The organism is Rhodanobacter sp. Root627 (assembly GCF_001427835.1).
Classification (GTDB): Bacteria; Pseudomonadota; Gammaproteobacteria; order Xanthomonadales; family Rhodanobacteraceae; genus Rhodanobacter; species Rhodanobacter ginsenosidimutans.
This window is the reverse complement of record NZ_LMGW01000002.1, coordinates 917,679-937,480: the sequence shown is the minus strand read 5'-3', so window position 1 is coordinate 937,480 and position 19,802 is coordinate 917,679. Positions and strand designations below refer to the sequence as shown.

The following is a 19,802-nucleotide window of genomic DNA, read 5'->3' as shown; positions in this document are numbered from 1 at the left end:
GTTTTGCTGCCGGCAAGACGAGCAAGATCGGAGTCAGGGAGGTGAACCTGACTCCGTCAGGTCTCACCGGCGCAACTCCAACAGCAAGACGCCGTGCGCGGCGACCGCGTGATTCACGGCGGCCAGCTTGCCCAGGCTCCTCGCACCCCAGACGTCGCGTACGGAATAGCTGCCCTGCGCAAGCCCGTACTTCGCAAATCCGGCTTTCACCGTAGTTGCCGTATCGCTGGTGTTGAACAGCGCCAGGTAGTCCGCCCCGTCCGCATGCGACGTCCATGCGATGACCGCCCCATCCTGTCCCGCGAGACGTTGGCCTTCGCCGCGCTGGTCCATCGCGATCACCGCGGGGTTGGTCAGCAGCGCCTGGGTCCAGTCATCCAGTTTGGTGAGGTTGCCGCCGAAGAACAGTGGCGAGCGGGCGATCGACCACAGCGTCACCAGGGTGCGCTGCTCGTCGCGGGTCAGTCGCGTGGTTCGCTGTTTGCCCTCGCCGGGGACCGGGCCGAGCCAGCCCAGCGGCAGCATGTCGGCGTCGGGCCAGTTGCCCGGCTTTACGTGGCTGGCCCAGCTCGCGATCACGGCGAACTGCGCTTTCACGTTCTGCGACCACTCGCCGTTGTCCTCCCAGTGGTCCCAGACGTCGTTGGAGATGCGCCAGAGCTGTGCGTTCCGGCCGAGCTCCGCGGCCTGTTCCAGCGGCGCGGGGCCGGGCGAGAGGCTCAGGATCATGGGCCGCCCCGTCTTCACGATGGCGCGGTGGATCATGCGGATCTCGTCGCCCTTGTACGGATGCGAAGCGATGCAGTCGACCTTGATGTAATCCACGTCCCAGCTTGCATACTGCCGCATCAGCGAGTCGTACCAGGCCTGGCCGGCGGCGTTGTCCTTCACGCCGAAGTTGTCGGGATTCCACGGGCAGGTGTCGCCTGTGTCCGCCGCATCGACGGCGTGGAACGCGCTGCCCGCGATCGGCAGGTTGCCGGCCACGGCCTGTTTGGTGATGCCGCGGATGATGTGGATGCCGAACTTCAACCCCTGCGCATGGACGTAGTCGGCCAGCGGCTTGAACCCCGCCGCCCCCGTCGCCGTGGCGAAGCGGTTGAGCGCGGGTTCGTAGCGCCCGTTGGCATCGATGCGGTAATGCAGTGTCTCGGGCTTCGAGGCATCCTGCGGGTTCGCCAGGTACCAGCCCTCATCGACCACGGCGTACTGGTAGCCGGCCGCCTTCAGCCGCGTCGCCAGCACGTCCACGTTGGCGCGGTACTGCGCCTCATCGATCGTCAGGCCGTAGGAATCCCAACTGTTCCAGCCCATCGGCGGTGTGGGAGACAGCGTGGCCTGCTGCGCTTGTGCCTGCGCTGCAACGGCGAGGGCCGCCGCGCCTGCAATCCGCCAAAGAGTTTTCAACATGTCTCTGCGCCTTGGTTGAGTCATTACGGGTGAAGGCCGCCGGATGCCGATCGAGCCGCACGGACAGATGGCGGGTTCCCGTTAGAGCTTGTACGCCTGCTTCGGCAACCGATACGCCAGATCCACCGCCACCTCCACCGCCTCGTCCTCATCCAGCCGATGCTCGGCCACCAGCTTGGCCAGGAACGCGCAGTCGATGCGGCGGGCCACGTCGTGGCGGGCGGGGATGGACAGGAAGGCGCGGGTGTCGTCGTTGAAGCCGACGGTGTTGTAGAAGCCGGCGGTGCTGAGGGTCTGTTCGCGGAAGCGCCACATGCCTTCGGGCGCATCGTGGAACCACCATGCCGGGCCCAGCAGCAGGCACGGATAATGGCCGGCCAGCGGGCCCAGTTCGCGCGAGTAGGTGCTCTCGTCCAGGGTGAACAGGATCAGCCGGAAGTCGGGCTCGTTGCCGAAGCGGTCCAGCAGCGGTTTCAGTGCGTGCACGTACTCGGTGCGCACCGGGATATCGGCGCCCTTGTCGCGGCCGAACTTCTCGAACAGGCCCTGGTTGTGATTGCGGAAACAGCCAGGGTGCAGCTGCATCACCAGGCCGTCGTCCAGGCTCATGGCCGCCATTTCGGTGAGCATCTGGCCGCGGAAGGTGGCCGCTTCGGCGGCCGAGAATTGGCCGCGCACGATCTTGTCGAACAGCTTGCGCGCCTCATCGACCGGAAGGTCCGCGGTGGTGCAATCTGGGTGACCGTGATCGGTGGAGGTGGCGCCCAGCGAGGCGAAGAAGGCGCGGCGCTGGCGGTGGGCGCGCAGGTAGCCTTCCCACGTATGGACGTCCTCGCCGGTGATCTCGCCAAAGCGTTGCAGGGCCGAAGGAAACTGCTCGTGTTCGGGGTCGATCACCGGGTCGGGTCGGTACGCGGTGATGACGCGGCCGGACCAGCCGCTGTCGCGGATCGCCGCGTGGTGGGTCAACGGATCCAGCGGCGATTCGGTGGTGGCGATCACCTCGATATTGAAGCGTTCGAACAGCGCGCGAGGACGGAACGTGTCGGTCTGCAGCGCCTCGGTGATGGTGTCGTAGTACGCGTCCGCATTGCCCGCATCCAGCCGCTGGCGCAGGCCGAACACTTCATGGAATACATGGTTCAGCCACATCGACGAAGGCGTGCCGCGGAACAGGTGGAAGCGCTCGGCAAACAGCCGCCACGCCTCGCGCGGATCCACCTCGGCGCGCGTGCCATCGCGGCGCGGAATGCCCAGCGCATCCAGCGGCACGCCCTGGCTGTAGAGCATGCGGAACACGTAGTGATCCGGCACCAGCAGCAGCTCGGCGGCATTGGCGAATGGTGCGTTGCCGGCGAACCATGACGGGTCGGTGTGGCCGTGCGGACTGACGATGGGCAACTGCGCCACCTGCGCGTACAGGCGGCGAGCGATGGCGCGCTGCGCGGGGTCGGCGGCGAACAGGCGGTTCTCGTCCAGGACGAGCGGCTTTGACTGGGAGGAATTTCCGGCAAGGCTCATGGCGATGGCATATCAGCAGTGGGGAATGGCTCCATTCTCCTCGCAAAGGGGGAGAACGGAGGCGTGATCAACGGCGGATGCTTTCGGGTGCACCGAGATAACTGTCGCGCGGCGGGCCCCGCACGATCTCGATGCGCTGGAACACCACGCCCGGATCGATGCGCCACAGCGTCAGCGTCTGCGCGCCTGCCCTGACCTTGTGCCGGGACACCACGACGTCGACGCTGTCGGCGACGGCCTTGTTCCAGGCCATGAAATCCGCCTTGCCCGGCGTGGGGTCGAGCTTGATCGTCACGATTTGCGGCGCTTCGTCACCGATCGAGACGCCGAAACGCAGCCCGTCGCTGCCGCGGAAATCGAGCGTGGGCGACACGGTGACACGCACATCCACCTCGCCGTCGCGTTGCAGCCATACCGGATATTCCAGACGCGGACCGTTGCCGCCAGCCGTGTTGCTCGGCGCCGTTGCCGGCAAGGCGGTGACCGCGGAAAGGGTGCGGCCAAGGTTGGGGATCGTGGTCCAATGAACGCCCTCGCCATCGACCTTGCGCGCATAGTGCGCGGCCTCGATGGCCACGACACCACGGCTCTCGATGAAGCCGCTCATGCGCGTGTTGTCGCGCCGCACGGGCACGTCGATGTGCACCTCGGTGCCGTCGCTGCCGCGCACATACAGTTCGGCGGTGTGCGTGCCTGGCGGCACCGCCTTCCAGTCCACGTCCAGCCGCAACTTGCTGGCATCAATGATCTTGCCGCTGGCCGGCGTGACCCGCAGCCACGGCTGCGACGGCTTCGCCGCGAAGGTGAACGGCGCGCCGCCGCGGTTGAACACCACCACCTCCTGCGACGCGGCGCCGTACGACTCCAGCGGCGCCAACTTCGCGCTTTGTGCGACATGTGGCAGCGCACGCGCGTCGCCCTCGATCGCCACGCCCATCACGCCATCGGCCGGCACATCCACCCGCGACAGCGCCGGCAGCACGTTGCGCTCGGGCTGTTGCCAGTAGGTATAGCCGATGTGCGTCTGCGACATCATGTGGGCCCACTTGCCGCCGGCGATGTCCTGCTCGTAGACGCGCGCCAGCTCGGCGTCGCGCGCGAAAAGACGCTCGGCCTCCTTCGCCCATGCGTTGGCCGAGGCGCGGCCCTGCTGCGCGTACAGCCGGTTGCGCGCCACCGCCACGTACAGCGCGTTGAGGTTGGCGCTGGCCAGGATCGGGTACTCGACCAGTTCGTAGTACGCGTCGTGATACGTGCCGCCCAGTGCCTTGCCGATGCGTTGCGCCTTGTCCGCCAGCGCCTGCCAGTCGGCCAGCACGCGGTCGGCCTCGTGATAGTTCGTGAGGCTGAATGTGTCGGGCGACAACAGCTCCGGTTTGCGTCGCGCGTTGTACTGCGTGTAGCGGGTCAGCAGCTCGCCGATGGCGGCGGCGTGTTCGCTGCCGAACTGTTGCGCGGCCCAGTCGGCGGCATAGCCGTCCAGTCGCTCAAGCGTCATTGCCTGCGGGTTCCACGCCAGGTCGAGGAAGAAGCTGATGGGAAATTCCAGCGGCTTGATGTCGCCCACGTTGGCGATCCACAACTGGTTGGCGCCATAGGCCGAAGCCAACCGCATCTGTTCCCAGGTGCGCTCGATCTGGCTGCTGGCGATCCACTTGTAGTTGCGCGGCCCGCCCACGTAGTCGAAGTGGTAGTAGATGCCGTAGCCGCCGGCGCGTTTGTCGCCCAGCTTGGGCACGCGGCGCAGGTTGCCCCAGTTGTCGTCGGCAAACAGCAGCGTCACGTCGTCGGGCACGCGCATGCCTGCGTCGAAATAGTCCTGCACTTCCTTGTACAGCGCCCACACCTGCGGCGTCTGCTCGGCCGGCTTGCCGGTGACGTCGGCGATGATCTTGCGCTGGTCGGCCACGATGCGTTCCAGCAGGCCGATGGCGGTGCCCTGGGTCATCGGCTCGTCGCCGTCGCCGCGCATGCCCACGGTCACCAGGCTTTCGTGGTGATCCATGCGCTCGATGCCGCCACGCCAGAACTTGCGCAGCGCCTCGGGGTTCTTCGAATAATCCCAGGGCCCGTGACCGTAGCGTTCCCACTCCGCGTGGGCACGCATCAGCGGTTCGTGGTGCGAGGTGCCGATGACCACGCCGTATGCATCGGCCAGCACCGGGTTCTCGGCGTCGTCGTCGGCGAACGCGCTGCCCCACATCGCCGGCCACAAGGTGTTGGCCTTGAGGCGCAGGATCAGCTCGAAAACGTGGGCGTAGAACTTGTGGTTGAAGCCGCCGAACTTCGCCCGCGCGAAGCCGCCGAGCGCGGGCTCCTCGTCGTTGATGAAGATGCCGCGGTAACGCACCACCGGCGCATCGACGAAGCGCCCGGGCGCCGCGTACAGCGCCGCGAGGCGCGGCACCGGCACGTCGGCCCACCACGTCCACGGCGAGACGCCGATCCGGCGCGACACTTCGTAGATACCGAAAATGGTGCCGCGCTTGTCGGCGCCGATGATCAGCAGCGCGCGGTCGATGCCCGGTTCGGGACGCTCGACCACCTGCAAGGCGTACGCCTCCCAGCGGCCGGTGACGTCGCTCACGTCGAGGTGTTTGTCGCGCACGATGCGGTCGATGCGCGGACTGTGGCCCAGTGTGCCGATGATGATCGCGGCGTGACCGGATGCCGGCGTGTCGGTGGTGAACGCCGCTTGCGTACCGGCCACCGAGGAAAGATCCGATTGCAGATCGTGTGCGGCGCGCAATACGCCGGGGTAATCCTGCGCATCGGCCACGATGGTCGCTGGTGTATTGGCCTCGATCAAAGCGGCGGCGCCGGGCGCCGCGTGGGCGCACACGGCCGCTGGCTGCGTGCAGTCGGTGGCCGCATGAACGCTGGTGCCCGCCAGCAGTGCGACAACCGCGAAGACAAGACACCGCACGCTCATTTGGCTGGGCCTTTGACGCCGCGCACGTAACCGCGCAACCACCGCATCGCCGGCCGTCCGTGGCGGCGACTGTCGACGAGATACGCACGCCCCTTCTCGCGCCACAGGTGGGCCAGGAAGGTTTCGATCTTTTTCATTGGCCCTCTCCGACGAGCTGGGGATCAAGGGTTTGTGGTGGTGCCGAGCGACGCGGGTTGCAGGCGCGGGGCCAGCGCGTGCACGGCGAGCAGGGCGAGCAGATAGGCCGAGCCGGCCATGATGAACAACGGCACGTAGCTGCCGGTGGCCTGCAGCAGGAAGCCGGCGAACGTGGCGATCAACATGCCGCCGACCGCGCCGGCAAAGCCGCCGATGCCGACCACCGAGGCCACCGCGCGCCGCGGGAACAGATCCGAGGCCAGCGTGAACAGGTTGGCCGACCAGCCTTGGTGGCCGGCCGTTGCCAGCCCGATCAACGCCACCGCCACCCACATGTGGCGGGCGTTGGCGGCAAACACGATGGGGACCACGCACAGGGCGCAGGCCAGCATCGCGCCCTTGCGGGCCCGGTTGGCGCTCCAGCCCCGACGGATCAGGTAGCCGGCCAGCCAGCCGCCGGCGATACTGCCGACGTCGGCGGTCACGTAGATCGCGATCAGCGGCAGGCCCAGTTCCAGCAGGGACAGGCCGTACGTGCTGTGCAGGAATTTGGGCAGCCAGAACAGCAGGAACCACCAGATCGGATCAGTCATGAACTTGCCGACGATGAACGCCCACGCCTGGCGGTGGTGCAGGATCGTTGCCCACGGCACGCGGGTGGTTGGTTCGGCGGGATCGCTCTGGATATAGGCCAGTTCGGCGGACGAGAGTTTTGGTTGCCGCTCCGGCGTCCGGTAGGTCAGCAGCCATGTGGCCAGCCATGTGGCACTGAGCACGCCGGTAAACAGGAACGCGGCCTGCCAACCCCACGCCACGGCGATGAGGGGCACCACCATCGGCGCCACGATGGCGCCGATATTGGAGCCCGAGTTGAAAATGCCGGTAGCCAATGCGCGCTCGCGCCGCGGAAACCATTCGGCAACGGTCTTGATCGCGGCCGGGAAGTTGCCGGCCTCGCCCAGTCCCAGTGCGAACCGGGCCAGCGCGAATCCCAACACGCTGGCGGCCAGCGTGTGGCTCATCGCCGCCAGGCTCCAGATACCGATGGAGAGGGCGTAGCCGATGCGCGTGCCGAAGCGGTCGATGATCGCGCCGGCGCACAGCAGGCCGATGGCGTAGGCGCACTGGAACGCGGTGACGATGTAGCCGTACTCGATCTCGTTCCAGCCGATCTGGTTTTGCAGGAACGGCGCCAGCACGCCGAGCACCTGGCGGTCGATGTAGTTGAGTGTGGTGGCCGCCAGCAGCAGCGCGCAGACGCGCCAGCGGTATCGGCCCCCTTTCCCGGGCGGCGTGGTGGCAGCGTCGATGGCGTTCATGTCGATCTCCCTTGGCGATAGGCCGGCCGCGATGGCGGCGCGTCGTGGTTGATGGGCGGTCTGGTGTGTGCCCATCAAGCCGGCCCAGCGTCATCCTGACGGTGATAGCGCTACCAGTGAAAACAGGCCCCATCGGGCAGGTCGCTGCCTTTGTGCCGTCCGTGGAAATCTCCCCTCACCCAACTACTTGTTTTACCGCTTTATGCCACATCCGGATACCCCCGTCGAATGCTGCTTTGCAGCGTGCGGGGTGCTAGTGTTAGCGCTATCTTTTTGAAATAAGTAGGGTGGCCCGCCGTGTGCGGTGGACTGCATGGACCCCTCGACAATAAAAGCGAATATCAGGGTTGGAAGGGGGACTCCGGTGCAGGTATCCGTCGCAGACCCCGCCGCCGTGGCGCGGGGGCGGTGGCTTTTGCCATGGGGTACCCGATACTTTCTGACGCAACAAACCGCCATGTCGTAGATTGGCGGCAGTGACACCGGCGGCCCGCCCGACGCAGACGCATCGAGCGGGCCGCCATATGTGCGACATCGATTGTTCGTCGCTCGACGCGCCGCCAGGCATGCATCACGGCGGTCGCCAGGCAGCGGGCGAAGGTGGCGTGACACTCCTCTCAGGCGCGACAGCGCGGAAGCGGTCCATCATGAAGCCATCCACAACCACGCGTAGCGCCACCGACCGGCTTTCGGTCACGGAAAAAGTCGGGTACAGCCTGGGCGACCTGGCCGCCAACCTGATCTTCCAGACGTTGATCACGTTCCTGGCCTTCTTCTATACCGACGTTTTCGGCATTCCCGCCGGCACGGCGGCCAAGATTATCTTCGTCGTCGGCCTGCTGGGAGCGTTCGTGTTCACCCCGGTGGTGGCGCTGCTGGCCGACCGCACCAATACGCGTTGGGGCAAATTCCGGCCGTGGATCCTGTGGACCGCGATCCCGTTCGGCGCACTGGCGCTGCTGGCCTTCAGCACGCCCGACCTGGCACCGGGCGGCAAGGTCATCTACGCGGCCACGACCTACACCCTGCTGGTGATGGTCTACGCCGCCAGCAACCTGCCGTACTCGGCGCTCAGTGGCGTGCTGACCGGCAGCATGGCCGAGCGCAACAGCATGTCGTCCTATCGCTTCGTGGCGGTGATGGTTGCGCAACTGATGGTGCAGTCGCTGCTGCTTCCGCTGGTGCTGATCCTCGGCGGCGGCGACAAGGTGCAGGGCTTCCACAATGCGATGCTGCTGTTCGCGGGGGTCGGCACGGTGTTCTTGCTGATCACCTTCTTCACCACCCGCGAGCGCATCGTCCCGGCGCCGGAGCAGAAATCCAGCGTCCGCCAGGATCTGGCCGACCTGGCCGGCAACCGCCCGTGGATGGTCATGCTGCTGCTGACCATCATGGTGTTCACCACGCTGGCGTTGAAGGGCGGCACCTACGTCTACTACTTCGAGTATTACCTGGACGAACCGGCGCTGGCGGCGTTCCTGCATGGCATCGGCTTCAACAGGTTCATCGACGGGCTCAACGCGCTGCTCACCGGCATTGGCCTGACCAAGTTCCAGTGGCCGGAAGACCCGGCGACCTCGGCGTTCAGCCTGTTCAACGCCGGCGGCATCATCTTCATGATCGTCGGCATCGGCTTCTCCAAGCGGTTGGCCGACCGTTTCGGCAAGCGCGACGTGTTCGGCGCGGCGCTGTTCGTCTCCACCTTGTTCCTGCTGGCGTTCCTGACCTTTCCGCCGGACCGGATCGGGCTGGTGTTCGTTGCGCAGATCCTGCACGGCTTCTTCTACGGCATCACCATCCCGCTGCTGTGGGCGATGACCGCCGACGTGGCCGACTACTCGGAGTGGAAGAACAACCGCCGCGCCACCGCGATCATCTTCTCGGCCATGTTGTGCGGCCTGAAGCTGGGCCTGAGCATCGGCGGCGCGCTGGTTGCCGGCCTCCTCGCCCACTACGGCTACGAGGCCGGTGCGCCGACCCAGGCCGCCGCCACGGTCGATGGCATCCGCCTGTCGATCAGCCTTTACGCCGCGCTGCCGTTCCTGGCCTGCGTGGGGTTGTTGTTCTTCTACAAAATCAACAAGCCGATGGAGTCGCGCATCGAGCTCGAGCTCGAGCAGCGTCGGCGATTGGCCGAGGAGGCAGTCTGATGTCGAACCCTTCCACCGACGGCGTGCCGGAAAACCCCACTCCGGCCGAAGTGCAGGCGCTCACCGCGCAGGCGATCTCCAAGCCGCTGGTCACGCATATCTACACCGCCGATCCTTCCGCGCATGTGTTCGACGGGGCGATCTACATCTACCCGTCGCACGACGTCGAGGGCGGCGTGCCGTTCAACGACAACGGCGACCACTTCTGCATGGAGGACTATCACGTCTTCCGCATGGCATCGCCCGACAGCGAGGCGGTCGACTGCGGCGTGGCCCTGCACGTGAAGGATGTGCCCTGGGCCGAGCGCCAGATGTGGGCGCCGGATGCCGCGCGAAAAAACGGCAAGTACTACCTCTATTTCCCGGCCAAGCGCCCCGACGGCATCTTCCAGATCGGCGTGGCCGTGGGCGACCGCCCGGAAGGCCCGTTCAAGCCCGAGCCGCAGGCGATCGAGGGCAGCTACTCCATCGACCCGGCGGTCTTCGCCGACGAGGATGGCGAGCACTACATGTACTTCGGCGGTCTCTGGGGCGGCCAACTGCAGAAATACCGCGACAACACCTACGCCGAGGCGAACGAGGAACCGGCGGCGCACGAACCCGCCCTGGGTCCGCGCGTGGCCCGGCTCGACGCGGCCATGACCGGCTTCGCCGAAGCGCCGCGCGAGATCGTCATCCTCGACGAACACGGCAAGCCGCTGCTGGCGGGCGACCACGACCGACGCTATTTCGAAGGGCCGTGGATGCATCGCTACAAGGGCACGTACTACCTGTCCTACTCCACCGGCAACACGCATTTCCTGTGCTACGCCACCAGTGACAACCCGTACGGGCCGTTCACCTACCAGGGCCGCATCCTGTCCCCGGTGGTGGGTTGGACGACGCACCATTCGACTTGCGCGTTCGGCGACAAGTGGTACCTGTTCTATCACGACGCCTTGTTGTCCGGCGGCGTGACGCACCTGCGCTCGATCAAGATGACCGAGCTGCAGCACGACGAGCAGGGCCGCATCGTGACGCTGCACCCGTATGGCGCCTGAGCAGACGGATACCGACGTCACCGCCGAGCTTGCGCCGGGGCCGCTGCTGCGGATCGGGCATGGCCCGTTGTCGGTCGATATCGCGCCGGTTGCCGGCGGGCGCGTGGCGCAGGTGATGTTCGATGGCGTCGCCTGGCTGGTGGATTACGGCCCGCAGAACCAGGCGGCGATCGCCTGGGGCAGCTTCCCCATGCTGCCGTGGGCCGGTCGCGTACGGCGCGGGAAGTTCGATTTCCACGGCCCTCGCCAGTTGCCGGTGAACCTGGGTGATCACGCCATCCACGGCGTGGCGCTGCTGCTGCCGTGGCAGGTGGACGAGCACTCGGCCACGCATGTGGCGATGTCGCTGCCGCTGCCGCGCGACCACCGCTGGCCGTTCGGCGGCCGTGCCCACCAGCGCATCGAGGCACGCGAGCGGGAATTGCACATGACGCTGTCGGTGACCGCCGGGGAGCAGGCCATGCCGGTCACCCTGGGTTGGCATCCGTGGTTCCTGAAGCCCGATCGCCTCGACTTCCAGCCGTCGCGTTTCTACCCCCGCGACGCCGAAGGCATGGCGACCCTGCCGTTGGCCGAGCCGCCGCCGGGGCCGTGGGACGATTGCTTCATCAACGAGCAGCCGGTCGTGCTGGCGCGTGGGCCGCAGCAATTGCGGCTGACGTCGAGTTGCGACCACTGGGTGGTCTACGACCAGCCGGCGCACGCCACCTGCGTCGAACCGCAGAGCGGCCCGCCCGATGCGTTCAACCTTGGCTCGGCGCAACAGCTCGAGCCCGGCGCCACGCTGTCGGCGTGGTACCGCCTGGCGTGGGATTGATCCGCACTCCACGCCGACGGCTGTTGTAGGAGCGGCTTCAGCCGCGATGCTCTTCTTCGACCAGCGGCAAAAGCATCGCGGCTGAAGCCGCTCCTACAAAAAGAGCTCCGGCCCAACGAAAAAGCCCCGCACTTGGCGGGGCTTTTCGTTGATGGCGCGGTAGCGCTTATTCCACGTCGAGGAACGAGCGCAGTTGCTCCGAGCGGCTGGGATGGCGCAGCTTGCGCAACGCCTTGGCCTCTATCTGGCGGATACGCTCGCGGGTGACGTCGAACTGCTTGCCGACCTCCTCCAGCGTGTGATCGGTATTCATGTCGATACCGAAGCGCATGCGCAGCACCTTCGCCTCGCGCGGGGTGAGCCCGCCGAGCACGTCGCGCACGGTTTCCATCAGGCCCGTTTCCGTCGCCGAGTCGATCGGCGAGCTGGCGTTGCCGTCCTCGATGAAATCGCCCAGGTGCGAATCCTCGTCGTCGCCGATCGGGGTCTCCATCGAAATGGGTTCCTTGGCGATCTTCAACACCTTGCGGATCTTGTCCTCGGGCATCTCCATTTCCTTGGCCAGTTCTTCCGGCGTGGCCTCGCGGCCAAACTGCTGGAGCATCTGGCGGGAAATGCGGTTCAACTTGTTGATCGTCTCGATCATGTGCACCGGGATGCGGATGGTGCGCGCCTGGTCGGCGATCGAGCGGGTGATCGCCTGGCGGATCCACCAGGTGGCGTAGGTCGAGAACTTGTAGCCGCGGCGGTATTCGAACTTGTCGACCGCCTTCATCAGGCCGATGTTGCCCTCCTGGATCAGGTCCAGGAACTGCAGGCCGCGGTTGGTGTACTTCTTGGCGATCGAGATCACCAGGCGCAGGTTCGCCTCGACCATTTCCTTCTTGGCGCGGCGCGCGCGCGCCTCACCGCTGGCCATGGCGCGGTTGATGTCCTTGATGTCGATCAGCGGCAGGAACAGCTTGCGCTCGATGGCCGCCAGCTTCTCCTGCTCCGCGTCGATCGCCTCGCGATGAGTCTTGACGTTCGGCGACCACTTCTGGCGCTTGCGGCTCAGCTCGGCCGCCCACTCGAGGTTGCCCTCGTTGCTGGGGAAGGTCTTGATGAACTCGGTCTTGGGCATCTTCACCTGCTTGACGAAGATGTCCATCAGCGCGCGCTCGTGGTGTCGGATATCGCCCACCACTTCGCGCAGTTTGCGCACGAAGCCGTCGATCAGCGCGCTAGGCAGCTTGAGCTTCAGGAACTCCTCGGCCATCTGGTCGCGCAGCTTCACGATCTTCTTGTCGGTGATGCTGTCGGCCTTGGGCGCGGCCTTCTGGAACTTGGCGTAGTAGTCGCGCAGCAGTTCCATGCGGCGCTTGACCTCTTCCGGATCGGGTCCGGTCGGGCCGGCCTCTTCCTCTTCCTCGTCTTCGTCCTCGTCGTCGCCTTCGGACTCGTCGTTGGGATCGGGCTCGGGCAGCAGCGCGGCGGCGGCTTCCTTTTCCTTGCGGGCGAGGTCGGCGGCTTCTTCCAGGTCCAGGAAGCCGGCCAGGATTTCACTGAGGCGGCGCTTGCCGTCCAGGTGCTGGTCGTACTCTTCCAGCAGCAATTCGATGGTGAGCGGGAAGCTGGCCAGCGCGGTCTGCACCTGGCCCAGGCCTTCCTCGATGCGCTTGGCGATGGCGATCTCGCCTTCGCGGGTCAGCAGCTCGACCGTGCCCATCTCGCGCATGTACATGCGCACCGGGTCGGTGGTGCGGCCGACCTCGGCGTCGACGGCGGAGAGCAGCGCCACGGCTTCTTCGGCGGCGGCTTCGTCGTCGCCGGAGGTGTTGCCGGGGGCGGCGCCATCGGCGATGGTGTCGGTATCCGGTGCGGCGTCGTGGACTTCAATGCCGACGCCCTTGAGCACCGCCATGATGTCTTCGATCTGCTCCGGATCGACGACGTCGTCGGGCAGGTGGTCGTTGATTTCGGCGTACGTCAAATAACCCTGCTCCAGACCCTTGGAGATGAGTGCTTTGATTTCCGACTGTTGCTCGTGGGGAGCTTTGCTATTCATTAACCGACCACCGCGGGGTTCAAGAACCGGACATTATAGCGATATGCTGCTTTTTTGACCAGTTTGCAAGTGAGAAATCGTCAGGATGGACCACGCAAAAAGCGCGCCAGATCGGGGCCTTGCGTGGTTTTCCGGTGCAGGGTGCAGGCCTCGCATCAGCCGGTATCGAGCCGGAACGTCACCGGGCCATCGTTGACCAGCCGGATCACCATATGGGCACCGAAGCGGCCGGTTTCCACCCCCGGGTGCGCGGCGCGCGCCAGCTCCAGCAGCCGGTCGAACCAGTGCCGGGCGTGCTCCGGTGACGCGGCGGAAGTGAAGCTTGGGCGCATGCCGGAGCGGGTGTCGGCCGCCAGGGTGAACTGGCTGACCAGCAACAGGCCGCCACCGGTATCGGTCAGCGAGCGATTCATGCGGCCGGCGTCGTCGGCAAAAACGCGGTAGCCGAGCAGTCGCTCCAGCATCCGCCGCGCCTGGGTCTCGCCGTCGTCCGGCTGCACCGCCACCAGCGCCAGCAGGCCGGGTCCGATGGCGCCAACGCATTCCTGATCGACCTCGACTTCGGCTGACAGCACGCGCTGGATCAGGGCAATCATGAGGGCTCGGCGTAGCGGGAAGCGCACAGCTTACGGCGCCAGCGGGGTCGGCGGAAGACGGTGCGGCGGATACCGGTACCGCCGGCGGGAGGATTCTGCGGCGGCCTCACGTAAACTTCGTGGATGCGTCCCGACGTCTACCTTCTCTATCTCGTGCTGCGTTTGCTCGCGCTGCTGCCGTTGCGGTTATTGCATCGCGCCGGTGCGCTGTTGGGCCGGCTGCTGTTGTGGCGGGCCGGCCGCACGGCGCACAACACCGCGGTGAACCTGCGCATCGCGCGGCCGCAACTCGATGACGCGGCCCAGGCGGCGCTGCTGCGCGACGTGATGATGGAGAGCGGCAAGTCGGTGACCGAGATCATCAAGATCTGGGGCAGCGGCGCGCAGCGTTCGCTGGGCCTGATCCGCGAGGTGCGTGGCGAGGCGCTGCTCGATGACGCACTGGCCGAGGGCAAGGGGGTGATCATCGCCGCGCCGCACCTGGGCTGCTGGGAGCTGCTCAATTACTGGCTGGGCAGCAAGATGCCGCTGGCCATTCTCTACCGTCCGCCGCGGATCGCGGCGATCGAGGCGCTGCTGCGCAAGGTGCGCGGCGCGCTGGCGCCCGAGCAGGTGCGCGCCGATGGCGCGGGCGTGCGTGCGCTGTACAAGCGGCTGGCCGCGGGTGGCACGGTGGGCATCCTGCCCGACCAGAAGCCGCGCGCGGGCGAGGGACAGGCGGTGCCGTTCTTCGGTCGTGACGCGCTGACGATGGTGTTGCTGCCGCGGCTGGCCGCGCGCACCGGCGCCACCGTGCTGTTCGCGTTTGCCGAGCGGTTGCCGCGTGGCGAGGGCTATCGCATTCATATCCGGCCCGCGCCGCCGCAGCTGGATGACGCGGACCCGGTGGTGGCCTGCAACGCGCTCAACCGGGGCGTGGAAGCCTGCGTCGAGCAGGCCTTTGCGCAGTATCAGTGGCAGTACAAACGCTTCTCGGGCCACGGCTGGGCCAGCCCTTACGACGCGCGCTGAATCTCAGCCCAGCCGCCGCAGGAACACCGCCATTTCCTTCTCCGCCTGCTTGTCGCCGCGCTGCGCCGCGGCCGCCATGCCGCTGCGCCATGCCTCGGCGGCGGCCGGTTCCTGGCCGGCGGCCAGGCAGGCCTTGCCCAGGGCTTTCCACGCCGCGGAATAGGCCGGGTCGAACGCCACCGCGCGCCGCAATTCCTCGATCGCGGCGACCGCGTCGCCGTCGTTCAGCAGTGCGGTGCCCAGCGAGAAACGCAGCAGCGCGCCGTCCCGCGGCCCACCGCATTGCTGGCGCAGGCTGGCGATCAGCGGCGCGCTCACGGTTGCAGCCGGTAACGCCGATCGTCGGCCGGGTAGACCTGGGTGGGGCGGCTGGGCTCGGGCGGGGTGTGGCCCTCGCGCAGGTCGGCCAGCGACTGGGCCGGCCATACCGCCAGCCACGATGAGCGGAACGGCTGCACCAGCAAGGCGTAGCGCAGGTCGTTCGGGTCGAGCGCGTCCGGGTGCGTCACCACCACCGCGTCCGGGTGGTCGCGGGCGAAATCCAGCAGCGCCTGGTCACCGTACAACTCGGTGATGGGCTGGGTCAGCCGCCCGGCGAAGTGGAACTCGCCGGCGTAATTGCCCAGGTAACCGATCGGTCGATGCGCCTGTTCGACGGCGCCGAGCAGGCGCGCCGCGGGGCGGATGTCGTAGTTCTTCCACAAGGCCAGCGTGAACAGCGTATTGAGCGACAGCACGCCAATCAGGCCGGCGAAAGCCAGGCGGCGCAATTCGCCGCGGCCGCGCAGCAACAACAGCCCGCCCAGCAACAGGAAGATCACGCTGAAGTAGCGGCTGTATGGTGCCGCGTCGCTGGCCCATTCACCGGTCAGCACATGGTTGGCCACCAGCGGTGGCATGGCAAACAGCAGCAGCGCGAACACGATGCCGCCCACGCCCAGCGGCCAGGTGCCCAGCCAGCCGTGGCTGGCCAGCACGGGATGGCGCTCGCGCAGCACGGCGATGCAGCCGGCGATCAGCAGCACCGCGCCGGCCAGCTCCGGCAGCAGGTAATAAAGCTGCTTGCCGCTGATCAGCGAAAACACGAAGAAGCCGGGCAACAGCCAGCACAGCGCGAAGCGCAGGCCCGGCTCCAGCGGCCGTCGCAGCAGCGCCACCGACAGCGGCACCAGCAACAGGCACACCAGCAGCTTCGCCAGCCACGGCGAGGCGCCGGGAATCACGGCCAACACCAGCAACCCCACCAGCGCCAGCAACGAAAGCCACAGCGCGGGCTTGATGCCGCGTTCCCAGGGCCGGCGCAGCAAGGTCGCTGCTACCGCCACCGGCGCGCGAGGCCAGCCGCTGAACGGAAACAGCAGGGCCGGCAGCCACAACAGGTACCACCACACCGGCTGGGCGTGATTCTGCAGATCCTTGCCCTTGGACAGTGCATCGACGACGCGGCCGGCCGTCTGCGTGAAAAACAGCCGTTGCCGATACGCCTCGCCACCGGCGAACCCGGCCGGCAGCGCCCACGCCAGCAGCATCACCGCACCCAGCAGCAACGAAAGCACGCCGCGCCCGTACCAGCGCAGCCGGTGCTGGCGCGCCCAGTCGTTCCACAACGGGCCCAGCAGCCACGGAAACACCACGTGCAACAGCATCACCGGACCCTTGGTCAGCAGGCCCAGCCCGATGCAGATGCCGAACAGCAGCCAGCGCGGTTCGGCCCGGCGGGCCTTCGGTGTCAGGCACAGCAGCGCCGCCAGCGTCCACACCGCCAGCAGCACGTCGTACATGATCTGCAGGCCGAACAGGAACGCGTAGCCCAGCGCCAGCAGCATCCACGGCGCCGCCTTGGCCATCCACGGGCGGTTCGGAAACAACCGCTGCGCCAGGGTCGACACCAGCACCAGTTGCGTGGCACCGAACAGAACCTCCAGCACCCGCGGCCAGACATCGTTGACGCCGAACACGAACCAGCCGCTCTGGATCAGCCAGAACAGCAGCGGCGCCTTCTCGCTGTACGGCTCGCCGTTGATGTACGGCACCAGCCAGTGGCCCTGGTTGAACATCTCCCACGCCACCGCCAGCGTGCGGGTGGAATACAGCGGCATCGGCCCGTGCGAAAAAATGGCCAGCAGTGCCACCACGGTCCACAACAGCAGCCACGACCACATGGCGCGCAGGTTTTCGAGACGGCTGTAGGCGTTGACGGGCACGGGAAAGCTCATGGTGGAGAGGCAGCCGATTCTAGCCTGCGCCGCATCGCGGCAACGTGGCCGGCGCCGCAGATCGTACCGGCCGGCACGTCGCGGGCGCGTCCTCGGGTGCGGTGATCGGCGGTGATTGCTAGCGATCCAGCCCGTGGCGGATCAGCACCTCGCCGGCCATCGCCACCGACGCCGGGTTGCGGCACATCTCGTAATAACGCATGCGCTTGTAGACCGCGTAGCTGGCGTTGGTCTGGGAGACCGCGAAGCCGCGCCAGCCGTCGAACATGGCCAGGCGCAGCACGTAATCCTTGAAGAAGGTGGTGGCGAACACCAGCGCGCAATCCCACATGCGCGGCTTGCGGCCCTTCTGTTGCCAGTCGCGCGCCTTCAACTCGGCGTAGCGCAGCACCTTCAGGCCCTTGTGCACCAGGGTGGGGTTGTTCTCATGTTCGAACGGCGCCTTGAACGACGCCTGCGGCCCGTCCCAGGTCAGCGATTCATGCACCCGCACGTCACGCCAGCGGGCGCGGTCGCGGTGATACAGGCGCGCCAGTTTCTCGCCCACCATCGGCCGGTACCAGCGCATCGGCGCGCCCATGTACAGCGTGCGCCGGCGCAGGATGCCCACGGCCGCGTCGGACGCCATCACCTGCGGAAGCCGCTGCTCCAGTTCGCGCGCCAGCTCCGGCGAGAGGAACTCATCGGCATCCAGTACCAGGATCCACGGGTGGCTGGCCTGGGTGGTGCCGAAATTGCGCTGCGGGCCGAAGCCCAGCCAGTCCTGGTGCACCACGCGAGCGCCGTGGGCGCGGGCCACCTCGAGAGTGGCGTCCGTGCTGCCGCAATCGATCACCAGCTTTTCCGCGGCGAACGGCACGCTGTCCAGGCAGCGACCGATCACGGCCGCCTCGTTGTGGGTCATGACGACCAGGGTCAGGGGAAGCTGGGGCATGCGGCGATTTTACCAGTCAAAGCCAGGGTCGCTGCGGCGGTCAATCGAAGCGGTCGATGATCGCCGAGATGACGTTCAACGCCTGCCGCAGGTCATCCACGTGTTCCTTGTCCAGCACGCGCAGCAGTTTCTTCATGCTGGTGCTGGATATGCCTTCGGTGCGCGGCAGGTAAACCACGTTGCAGTGCGCCTTCAGTTCGTCGAAACGGCCCGCCCAGTCGGCGCCCATGCCGAAGGTCGACACGCCGTACTTCGCGATGTCGCCAACCTTCTGCTCCCAGTGGCTTTCGGCGATGGCCAGATCCACGCATTTGATGTTCTGCACGATGCGTTGGCGATCCTCGAACGGCACGATGGTCTGCTTGCCCTTGGTGGCGTTGAACTCGTCGGTGGACACGCCCACCACCAGGTAATCGCCCAGCGCCTTCAGCCGCTGCAGCAGGTTCAGGTGGCCGATGTGGAACAGGTCGAAGGTGCCGTAGGTCAGCACGACGTTTTTCATCGATCGAATCCCTGCCTCGTTGGTGTCGACGGCGCCGCTCATCGCAGCTTGCGCCAGTATTTGAAGCGGCGCAGCAGGCTCAAGGGCTTGCGCTTCAGGTCGCCGCGGCCCGTCGCCAGCATCGCTTCCACCGCGTCGAGCACGCGCTCGCTGGAACGTCCGTCGCGCAGCGGCTGCATCGCGTGGGCATATGCGCGTCGCGCTTCGTGGGATGGATCGTCGCCGCCGAGCGCGGCTTCCAGGCTGCTCTCCAGTGCGGCGGGGTCGTCCACGTTCACCAGGTGCGGGCCGGGCAGGCGGTTGCGGAATGCCACGACGGGTTTGTCCAGCAACATGAATTCGGCGGCCACCGACGAGGTGTCCGTCAGCAAGACGTCGGCGTCCTGCAGCAGCGGCGCCAGCGCCGTGGTCGACACGATCTCGTAGTTGTCGGCATGAATCGCGCGCAGCGGCGCGGCGAATTCCTCGGCCATCTTCGGATGGAACTTCACCGTCCAGCGCCACGGCCGACGCGCCACGATGTCGGCAATCCCGGCGGCCAGGGCCGGCGCCGAAGTGAGCGAGGGGCTGAAGGTGGGCGCGTAGAGGATGCGTTTTTCATCGCCCTCGGCGCGGGCGGCAGGCGCCGTGCGCAACAACACGTCGGTTTTCGGCCAGCCGGTTTCCACCACCTTGAACCAGCCGTGCTGCCGCGCCAGCTGCTCGAACGGCGCGGTGGTCAGCGGGCCGAAAGTGCAGAACAGGTCGAACATGCCGCGGATGCGGAAGTGGCCTTTCTTCTCGATGCCCAGGCCGTGGAAAACCTGCACCTTCAGCCCCGGAAACGACAGCGGCACTTCATTGCCCGGCACCAGCACGGCGTCGGGATGGAACGCGCGCACTTCCGCCGTGGTGCGCAGCAAGCGTTCGCCCGGAAGCAGGTTTCCCGGCACCGGGCCATTCAGGAACCACGCGACCTCGTCGCCGCGTTCCAGCGCTGCCGCCTGCAGCGGGCGAAGGATCTCGAACGCATACGACAGCTCGGCGAAAAGCAGGTAACGGTACGGCTTTGCCATGGAAAATCCCGAACGCGGCGCCACGCCGCGGCGCCAGAAAAGCACTCCCCGTTTCCGGCCTGCATCGGCGCGGCATGGAAAACGCAGGAGATCGATGGGCGAAGTCTAGCGTTT

General features: G+C 66.7%; 16 protein-coding genes. 4 read left to right on the top strand and 12 right to left on the bottom strand.

Translation table 11 applies throughout. From position 1 onward, the window contains the following. Positions 1-63: 63 nt before the first annotated feature. The 5 genes from ASD68_RS11405 to ASD68_RS11390 all read right to left on the bottom strand — a co-directional run bounded on the left by ASD68_RS11405 (position 64) and on the right by ASD68_RS11390 (position 7,320). Positions 64-1,410, bottom strand: a complete 1,347-nt coding sequence (locus ASD68_RS11405) for a glycoside hydrolase family 27 protein (protein ID WP_056606821.1) — start codon at positions 1,408-1,410, stop codon at positions 64-66. An 81-nt stretch (positions 1,411-1,491) separates the two neighbouring features. Next, complete coding sequence (gene uxaC / locus ASD68_RS11400) at positions 1,492-2,931, bottom strand: glucuronate isomerase (protein WP_056606818.1); 1,440 nt, start codon at positions 2,929-2,931, stop codon at positions 1,492-1,494. Between the two features lie 67 nt (positions 2,932-2,998). Beyond that, on the bottom strand, positions 2,999-5,863 hold the full coding sequence (locus tag ASD68_RS11395) for a glycosyl hydrolase 115 family protein (protein ID WP_056606815.1): 2,865 nt from the start codon (positions 5,861-5,863) through the stop codon (positions 2,999-3,001). Then, positions 5,860-6,000: a hypothetical protein gene (locus tag ASD68_RS16875; RefSeq protein WP_200945377.1), complete on the bottom strand. Its 141-nt coding sequence runs from the start codon at positions 5,998-6,000 to the stop codon at positions 5,860-5,862. The genes ASD68_RS11395 and ASD68_RS16875 overlap by 4 nt, the downstream gene beginning before the upstream one ends. Before the next feature lie 24 nt (positions 6,001-6,024). Next, positions 6,025-7,320: an MFS transporter gene (locus ASD68_RS11390; RefSeq protein WP_056606813.1), complete on the bottom strand. Its 1,296-nt coding sequence runs from the start codon at positions 7,318-7,320 to the stop codon at positions 6,025-6,027. Between the two features lie 647 nt (positions 7,321-7,967). On the opposite strand from ASD68_RS11390, the gene ASD68_RS11385 reads away from it, so the two are divergent. The 3 genes from ASD68_RS11385 to ASD68_RS11375 are packed head-to-tail and all read left to right on the top strand — an operon-like array spanning position 7,968 to position 11,327. Then, the gene (locus ASD68_RS11385; protein WP_056607538.1) at positions 7,968-9,470 is read left to right on the top strand and encodes an MFS transporter; all 1,503 of its coding nucleotides are present in this window, start codon (positions 7,968-7,970) and stop codon (positions 9,468-9,470) included. Then, the gene (locus ASD68_RS11380) at positions 9,470-10,510 is read left to right on the top strand and encodes a glycoside hydrolase family 43 protein (protein ID WP_056606810.1); all 1,041 of its coding nucleotides are present in this window, start codon (positions 9,470-9,472) and stop codon (positions 10,508-10,510) included. Before ASD68_RS11385 ends, ASD68_RS11380 begins: the two co-directional genes overlap by 1 nt. Beyond that, the gene (locus ASD68_RS11375; RefSeq protein WP_056606807.1) at positions 10,500-11,327 is read left to right on the top strand and encodes an aldose epimerase; all 828 of its coding nucleotides are present in this window, start codon (positions 10,500-10,502) and stop codon (positions 11,325-11,327) included. The genes ASD68_RS11380 and ASD68_RS11375 overlap by 11 nt, the downstream gene beginning before the upstream one ends. Positions 11,328-11,493: 166 nt before the next feature. Here ASD68_RS11375 and rpoD read toward each other — a convergent pair whose 3' ends face one another. After that, on the bottom strand, positions 11,494-13,374 hold the full coding sequence (rpoD, locus tag ASD68_RS11370) for an RNA polymerase sigma factor RpoD (RefSeq protein WP_056083141.1): 1,881 nt from the start codon (positions 13,372-13,374) through the stop codon (positions 11,494-11,496). A gap of 155 nt (positions 13,375-13,529) precedes the next feature. Further along, a complete protein-coding gene (gene dtd, locus ASD68_RS11365) occupies positions 13,530-13,970 on the bottom strand; it encodes a D-aminoacyl-tRNA deacylase (protein WP_056083138.1) in 441 nt (146 codons plus the stop codon). Between the two features lie 123 nt (positions 13,971-14,093). Here dtd and ASD68_RS11360 point away from each other — a divergent pair, with 123 nt between their 5' ends. Continuing rightward, complete coding sequence (locus tag ASD68_RS11360) at positions 14,094-14,981, top strand: lipid A biosynthesis acyltransferase (RefSeq protein WP_056606803.1); 888 nt, start codon at positions 14,094-14,096, stop codon at positions 14,979-14,981. 3 nt (positions 14,982-14,984) lie between these two features. Here ASD68_RS11360 and ASD68_RS11355 read toward each other — a convergent pair whose 3' ends face one another. The 5 genes from ASD68_RS11355 to ASD68_RS11335 all read right to left on the bottom strand — a co-directional run bounded on the left by ASD68_RS11355 (position 14,985) and on the right by ASD68_RS11335 (position 19,688). Continuing rightward, positions 14,985-15,299, bottom strand: coding sequence for a tetratricopeptide repeat protein (locus tag ASD68_RS11355; RefSeq protein ID WP_056083132.1), 315 nt, complete (start codon positions 15,297-15,299; stop codon positions 14,985-14,987). After that, the gene (locus ASD68_RS11350) at positions 15,296-17,185 is read right to left on the bottom strand and encodes a glycosyltransferase family 39 protein (protein ID WP_056607536.1); all 1,890 of its coding nucleotides are present in this window, start codon (positions 17,183-17,185) and stop codon (positions 15,296-15,298) included. Before ASD68_RS11350 ends, ASD68_RS11355 begins: the two co-directional genes overlap by 4 nt. Before the next feature lie 130 nt (positions 17,186-17,315). Further along, positions 17,316-18,131, bottom strand: a complete 816-nt coding sequence (locus ASD68_RS11345; protein WP_056606800.1) for a glycosyltransferase family 2 protein — start codon at positions 18,129-18,131, stop codon at positions 17,316-17,318. 40 nt (positions 18,132-18,171) lie between these two features. Beyond that, positions 18,172-18,633 carry an adenylyltransferase/cytidyltransferase family protein gene (locus tag ASD68_RS11340; RefSeq protein WP_056607534.1) on the bottom strand — a complete coding sequence of 154 codons (462 nt, stop codon included), beginning with the start codon at positions 18,631-18,633 and terminating at the stop codon, positions 18,172-18,174. A 38-nt stretch (positions 18,634-18,671) separates the two neighbouring features. After that, positions 18,672-19,688, bottom strand: coding sequence for a CDP-glycerol glycerophosphotransferase family protein (locus tag ASD68_RS11335; protein WP_156458384.1), 1,017 nt, complete (start codon positions 19,686-19,688; stop codon positions 18,672-18,674). Between the last annotated feature and the right edge of the window lie 114 nt (positions 19,689-19,802).

Bases quoted from the DNA above. Each gene is read 5' to 3' on its own strand.
- ASD68_RS11405 (WP_056606821.1), bottom strand. From the start codon at position 1,410: ATGTTGAAAACTCTTTGGCGGATTGCAGGCGCGGCGGCCCTCGCCGTT.
- uxaC (WP_056606818.1), bottom strand. From the start codon at position 2,931: ATGAGCCTTGCCGGAAATTCCTCCCAGTCAAAGCCGCTCGTCCTGGAC.
- ASD68_RS11395 (WP_056606815.1), bottom strand. From the start codon at position 5,863: ATGAGCGTGCGGTGTCTTGTCTTCGCGGTTGTCGCACTGCTGGCGGGC.
- ASD68_RS16875 (WP_200945377.1), bottom strand. From the start codon at position 6,000: ATGAAAAAGATCGAAACCTTCCTGGCCCACCTGTGGCGCGAGAAGGGG.
- ASD68_RS11390 (WP_056606813.1), bottom strand. From the start codon at position 7,320: ATGAACGCCATCGACGCTGCCACCACGCCGCCCGGGAAAGGGGGCCGA.
- ASD68_RS11385 (WP_056607538.1), top strand. From the start codon at position 7,968: ATGAAGCCATCCACAACCACGCGTAGCGCCACCGACCGGCTTTCGGTC.
- ASD68_RS11380 (WP_056606810.1), top strand. From the start codon at position 9,470: ATGTCGAACCCTTCCACCGACGGCGTGCCGGAAAACCCCACTCCGGCC.
- ASD68_RS11375 (WP_056606807.1), top strand. From the start codon at position 10,500: ATGGCGCCTGAGCAGACGGATACCGACGTCACCGCCGAGCTTGCGCCG.
- rpoD (WP_056083141.1), bottom strand. From the start codon at position 13,374: ATGAATAGCAAAGCTCCCCACGAGCAACAGTCGGAAATCAAAGCACTC.
- dtd (WP_056083138.1), bottom strand. From the start codon at position 13,970: ATGATTGCCCTGATCCAGCGCGTGCTGTCAGCCGAAGTCGAGGTCGAT.
- ASD68_RS11360 (WP_056606803.1), top strand. From the start codon at position 14,094: ATGCGTCCCGACGTCTACCTTCTCTATCTCGTGCTGCGTTTGCTCGCG.
- ASD68_RS11345 (WP_056606800.1), bottom strand. From the start codon at position 18,131: ATGCCCCAGCTTCCCCTGACCCTGGTCGTCATGACCCACAACGAGGCG.
- ASD68_RS11340 (WP_056607534.1), bottom strand. From the start codon at position 18,633: ATGAAAAACGTCGTGCTGACCTACGGCACCTTCGACCTGTTCCACATC.
- ASD68_RS11335 (WP_156458384.1), bottom strand. From the start codon at position 19,688: ATGGCAAAGCCGTACCGTTACCTGCTTTTCGCCGAGCTGTCGTATGCG.